Source organism: Neobacillus drentensis, from assembly GCF_036965645.1.
Taxonomy (GTDB): domain Bacteria; phylum Bacillota; class Bacilli; order Bacillales; family Cytobacillaceae; genus Neobacillus; species Neobacillus drentensis_D.
In genome coordinates this window covers 1-5,584 of sequence record NZ_JBALPZ010000253.1, presented here as the reverse complement: position 1 = coordinate 5,584, position 5,584 = coordinate 1, and the positions used below count along the sequence as shown (strand labels likewise).

6 protein-coding genes are annotated in these 5,584 nt (G+C 38.4%); 3 read left to right on the top strand and 3 right to left on the bottom strand.

Translation table 11 applies throughout. The features are described 5' to 3' along the window. Positions 1-42: 42 nt before the first annotated feature. Positions 43-771, bottom strand: coding sequence for a protein-glutamine gamma-glutamyltransferase (locus V7266_RS29835; RefSeq protein WP_335472862.1), 729 nt, complete (start codon positions 769-771; stop codon positions 43-45). A gap of 125 nt (positions 772-896) precedes the next feature. Then, positions 897-2,135: an MFS transporter gene (locus tag V7266_RS29830; protein WP_335472861.1), complete on the bottom strand. Its 1,239-nt coding sequence runs from the start codon at positions 2,133-2,135 to the stop codon at positions 897-899. A 333-nt stretch (positions 2,136-2,468) separates the two neighbouring features. Here V7266_RS29830 and V7266_RS29825 point away from each other — a divergent pair, with 333 nt between their 5' ends. The 3 genes from V7266_RS29825 (at position 2,469) to V7266_RS29815 (ending at position 5,109) form a co-directional block, all read left to right on the top strand. Further along, positions 2,469-2,669: a cold-shock protein gene (locus tag V7266_RS29825; RefSeq protein WP_215045983.1), complete on the top strand. Its 201-nt coding sequence runs from the start codon at positions 2,469-2,471 to the stop codon at positions 2,667-2,669. Positions 2,670-2,821: 152 nt separating this feature from the next. Continuing rightward, positions 2,822-3,622, top strand: a complete 801-nt coding sequence (locus V7266_RS29820; protein WP_335472859.1) for a hypothetical protein — start codon at positions 2,822-2,824, stop codon at positions 3,620-3,622. Positions 3,623-3,747: 125 nt separating this feature from the next. Continuing rightward, positions 3,748-5,109, top strand: a complete 1,362-nt coding sequence (locus V7266_RS29815) for an MATE family efflux transporter (protein ID WP_335472857.1) — start codon at positions 3,748-3,750, stop codon at positions 5,107-5,109. Positions 5,110-5,218: 109 nt separating this feature from the next. On the opposite strand, the gene V7266_RS29810 is transcribed toward V7266_RS29815, so the two are convergent. After that, positions 5,219-5,416: a hypothetical protein gene (locus V7266_RS29810; RefSeq protein WP_335472855.1), complete on the bottom strand. Its 198-nt coding sequence runs from the start codon at positions 5,414-5,416 to the stop codon at positions 5,219-5,221. Positions 5,417-5,584: the final 168 nt, after the last annotated feature.

Here is a 5,584-nt window from a genome sequence, read left to right as displayed (position 1 = left end):
CACGGGCGGTGCCTGTCACCAATTTCATTAAATCAACATTTGTTAATATGACAATGTGAGATAATGTGGTCGTGTAATCATATTCATGAGGTAAGCTGAATTCTTTGAATTCGGCATTCTTTTTTTATTTAGGAAGTTGATGATCGCACTGGCTGGCTGGATGCCAACGCCATGGCCGTAATACTTGTCATCGCCAAAATAGACAACATTTTCGGCTCGCCAATGTGGCTGTTTCGGGTCAAAATCAGGATTGTTAAAATGTAAGATATCGCCAGGCAGGAAATCATCCGAATAGATATTATAAACCGGCAGATCCTCATCGAATTGCCAGCCCATTAAGTAAATCCGGGCAAATAACATATCAAACCTTTGACTTCCAATTGAATAAAGAGTGGCAATATATAAAACAATCGCAATAGCAGTGGAACATTCAAACGCATAAAGCTTCCCGTTTTTCAGGATGTCCAGGATCGCAACAGACGGTTTTACCGATGGTTTCAGCAAAAATCCACCGTTCGATAACCGATCCCAGTACGTCTTATTGCAAAATGCATACGTGAATGTCGTAAACTTTACCCCGCTCTTGTTAAGTTCTTGAGCAGCTTTCATGGTATTGGTACGAAACAAAAGTTCAAATTCCAGCTGATGAATCGTTGGATAATCATATGAAGAATGATAGCCCGCCATTAATCTAATAATCGTTCGTTCAATCGGCTTGGTAATTCCCTTTAGGTCACCCGGCTCAACAACTTGATGATTAATTCTAATCATTGGACCCTCCCGATTTCAAAAATCAACTCCTTCTAAAAATATGAAACTTTTTTAAATATAGTAGCAGTTTAAAAATTTACTGGTGTCTCACCACAACTTTTGCTAAAAAAAACGCCCCATCAAAATTAAGATGATGGGGACGCATTTTTGGGTGAAATCATCCTGGTAGTTCGTTTATTTCTCATGAATTTTACATACATCAAGTAAAAGACAAAAGCACTGATCTCTCGTAAGATGGTGCATAATTCCATCGAAATTCGCATGCTCGAGATTTCTAACAACCAAATGCCGATTTGCGGGGCAATAAAAGCGACAAAGGATAAAAGGACATTATAGGTGGTAATACAATAGGTTCTCTTCTCTTCTGGTGATTGCTCCAACAATAAATTGAACAATAAAAGCGTTGTACCGGAAACAAAAAATCCTGATGTCATCGAAACAAAGGTAATATAAAATACATTGGTCGACAAAATGTTTAACACAGGGGCTGTGGCCATTCCCACTGCCACCCACACGAGCATCAAAGTGTTAGACCTTTGCTCCGCCCACTTTTTCCATAAAGGAAACGAGAAAATTTGAACGAGTTGATTAGCAACTGAAAAAATACTAATCCAAAGGATGGTGGCATGCACATATTTGACATTGTAAATATTAAATAAGCCCCACACCATCTGCCAGGTAAAATTAAAGCAAAGAGCTGTAATGAGAAACCATTTGTATCCTGGATTCTTAAAAATCGACCAATCCATCGATGATTTTTTTTGCTCGGCCATTATGAGTGGTTTTTCTCGGTGCTTCATTAGAAAAAAGACTTCTAGTAATCCGAAAAGGAAAGCAATCCCAAACAAAATTTGATAGGCCCAGGCATGATGGGTTTGATTTTTCATGACAACCCCGATAATCAAAGTGGTGATCATCCCCACAACCGTCAGGAGCCTATTACGGTCACTAAAAAAGGATCCGCGCCGGTTTTCTTTAATCATTCCGCTAATCAACGTTTGCCAGCCAACGTTCGAAATAGTTCCCGGAACATTCATAAGGGCTACGATCAGCAGAAATGTCCAAGTTTGATAGGAGGAATGAAGGAAAACTACTCCTGCCAACAGTAAAAACATGATTCTCGCCCAGAAAACAGACATGGCGACCGTTTTCTTTTGTAATTCCAAGCGGTTTAATAATATGGCTGCTAGTATCGTCATAATCAGAGCCACCAACGGGGGGAGGGAACTAATTAAGCCCACCTGGTAATTTGTAGCTCCTAAAATAGAAATAGCAAAGATAGGAAAGAAATTACTTGCAAGATTCACAGCGATGGTCGAGACCATTCCATGATAAATACTGATTTTTTCATTATATGTGCGCATGTGCTGTCACCGATTTCTTTTTAAATTCCAAAGTAATTATACAACCAAAAGCGGTAATCTTATAGAAAATTATTAGGATATTTATAAAAAATTCGAGGCACTAAATAAAATATAAAACGCTTACAAAAATTGGTTTAAATTACCGACTTTTCTACCAAAAAAAATAAAATGGCCAAATGAGTTTGCTTTATTAATATCTTTCTGCTATAGTTAAGGAGAATTATTTTTGTGAGTCGGAAAGAACGTTAAAGTGAATACTGCTTTTTGTCTTGAAGATTTGAGCAAGGATAGTAACAAATTGTGTGCAAAAGCACACAGCAGGAGGAACCACACATGGAACAAGGTAAAGTAAAATGGTTTAACGCAGAAAAAGGCTTTGGATTTATCGAGCGCGAAGCTGGAGACGACGTATTCGTTCACTTCTCTGCAATCCAAGGCGAAGGCTTCAAATCTTTAGACGAAGGTCAAGCAGTTTCTTTCGACGTTGAACAAGGTCAACGTGGACCACAAGCTTCTAACGTTCGTAAATTATAATTTTTAAACCATATGAAAAAAGACTCTCATTGCAGAGTCTTTTTTTTATTCCTGATTATGTCAATGTTCATTCTGCAGTGGTAAAATTATTCTTTTCAAAAATAAATGTTATAATCATAGAACATACATATTAAATGGAGGGTATTGTCTTTATGGCCATTCTGCGTACACAATTAGAACAGTCCGATTTGACTAAATATATCCCGCCCAAAGGGAATTATGAGCCATTTCGGGATGACGAACATTATAAAGAAAAACTTAAAGAATGGGGATTGCCAACGGCGAAAAAGGAGTTTTGGTACAAAGAAGGCAACTATCAGCGCCTTATTACAATCAAAGGCTATGAGACCTATGGAAATACCGGAGAATTTAACACTCTTGTGATTGAATTTCAAGATGGGAATTTGACATGTATCCATCCGGCTTTTTTAAAAGAGATGCAGCAATCTAGCTTCGGTAAGGAGAGTTTGATTAACCTTGATGAGAAGGATTCTTCCGATGAAGCAGGAGCGTCTACTTTAGAAGAAGCCAAACTGCAAACCGAAATCGCTCCTTCCTTAGAAACTCCGAAGAAGGAGAAACCAGCCAAGGAACCTAAGCCAAAGAAAGAGAAGGCTCCTAAAATCGAGCTTCCTAGTGATAAAGTACATTTTACCGCGGAAGTGAAACAGTTTGCCCTTGTCTATAATCCTTTTAATGAGGAAAATGATGAAGTGGTTGTACTGGAAAATGTCAAAATTGTTCAAGAGAGTCCCCTTGAACTTGGACTAGCCTGGTGTAGCCATAGTAAGACATTGAAGAAATTTGAATTGGCAGCTGGGGATGTACTTGAATTCGATGGAAAAGTGGCCGCCAAGAAAATGGGGAAAGGCAAAGATGCCCCGGAGGAATTTATGGTCGATACAGCAGTATTATATAAAATTAATAATCCATCCAAAATCGTGAAGAAATAGGACTTCGGAATGAAGTTCTATTTTTTTATATCGTAAACAAATACTTTATAAGGAAAATGAACCCACAGTACGGTATAATGGAACTTCGGAGATTTTTTATTTTTTTATAGGAGTATATTAATAGTATGAATCAAACTTTTACACTTAAAGAAAAGACCAAGCAAATTTTTGTTTTGCTTGTGCCCATTTTAATTACCCAGCTTGGCATGTTTTCAATGGTATTTTTTAATACGATCATGTCAGGAAGATATAGTAGTTCTGACTTAGCGGGAGTGGCCATTGGCACCTCCATCTGGAGTCCCATTTTTAATGGAATTAGCGGAATCTTTCTGGCTGTGTCCCCCATTGCGGCTCAGCGGTTTGGACAAAAAAAGAATGACGAAGTATCAACGGTGGTTAAACACGGAATCTTTCTATCTATTATCATTGCCCTTATCATTTTTATTCTTGGATATTTCTTTTTAGATCCTATCTTAGACCTCATGAAGCTTTCTCAAAGTGTTCAAGGTACAGCCTTCGATTATTTGGTTGGGCTCAGCTTTGGAATGCTGCCGCTTTTTATTTTTAATGTACTAAGGTCCTTTATCTATGCCCTTGGTAAGACACGCGTTATTATGGTGATTATGTTGTTATCCTTACCTATTAATTTAATTTTGAATTACGTCCTGATCTTTGGAGAGTTTGGTTTTCCAGAGCTGGGCGGTGCAGGTGCAGGCTATGCCACCGCAATTACTGATTGGATATTTTTAGGAATGACGATCTACATTGTGAAAAAAAAGGACCCGTTTTCTTCTTTCCAAATCTTTTCGAATCTAGGCGAGTTCTCTTGGGAACAGTGTAAGGAAATTTTAAAAATTGGTGTGCCGATGGGGCTTTCTGTTTTCTTCGAAACCACCGTGTTTGCGATTGTGACCATTCTCTTGAGTAAGTTTAATGTTACGACCATTGCCGCTTACCAGTCGGCTTTAAATGTCGTCTCGTTTATTTATATGATCCCCATTAGTATTTCTACAGCATTAACGGTGCTTGTAGGATTTGAAGTAGGGGCACGGAGGTATAAGGATGCCAAACAGTACAGTTGGTTAGGGCTTGGGATCGCTGTGATAATTGCAATTGGGACTGGGTTGGTTGTAGTAGCATTTCGTTATCAGGTGGCCGGACTTTATTCTACTGAAGCAGCTGTTATTAACTTAACGGCAAACTTCTTAATCTTTGCCCTGTTTTTCCAGATTTCCGATGCCATCCAAGCAACCGCACAGGCTGCATTAAGAGGCTATAAAGACGTAAATATAGCCTTTATCATGACACTTGTTGCTTATTGGCTCATTTGTCTTCCTGCAGGCTATTTACTGGCCAATTTCACAAACCTGGGGGCAAGAGGCTACTGGATTGGACTTACAATTGGACTGCTGGCTGCCGGAATCGCCCTCTCCCTTAGACTCATCCAAATCCAAAAGAAAAAATTCAACGCCGCAGTGGGGCAATAGGGGTGTCAGGCACCATTAGGTAGCTTTTTATTGTTCTTAATGTGGAAATAGGACCAATGGTGCCTGACACTACAAAAGCAGAAAAAAATGTAATGGCGAGAAACCGCCATTACATTTTTTCTGCTTTCTGTTTTTGCTTTCTTTTCTTTTCAATACTTTTTATTATGTATACGCCTGCTAGCAAAGCTAATAAATTTAGTGAATCTCCAAAATGAATGGTTAAACTGAAGCGATTATTTACCCTAATATTATTTGTAGTGTTAACGGCCTTAGATGATCCTTTTTTCTCTATTAATTCATTCGTCAAAAAGAACACCTCCTATTAGAAAATAATAACATATTGAATTATATGCAGATATTAAAATTTTAAATGATTAAATTTTAGTGTCAGTGTCATAGTGGCGGTGTCAGGCACCATAAACTGACTTTCCTTGTTTATTATGGGGGAAACGTATTAAATGGTGCCTGACACCAT

What these genes read in the sequence shown, in the direction of transcription:
- V7266_RS29835 (WP_335472862.1), bottom strand. Translation starts at nt 771, where the DNA reads ATGATTAGAATTAATCATCAAGTTGTTGAGCCGGGTGACCTAAAGGGA.
- V7266_RS29820 (WP_335472859.1), top strand. Translation starts at nt 2,822, where the DNA reads ATGGCCATTCTGCGTACACAATTAGAACAGTCCGATTTGACTAAATAT.
- V7266_RS29815 (WP_335472857.1), top strand. Translation starts at nt 3,748, where the DNA reads ATGAATCAAACTTTTACACTTAAAGAAAAGACCAAGCAAATTTTTGTT.
- V7266_RS29830 (WP_335472861.1), bottom strand. Translation starts at nt 2,135, where the DNA reads ATGCGCACATATAATGAAAAAATCAGTATTTATCATGGAATGGTCTCG.
- V7266_RS29825 (WP_215045983.1), top strand. Translation starts at nt 2,469, where the DNA reads ATGGAACAAGGTAAAGTAAAATGGTTTAACGCAGAAAAAGGCTTTGGA.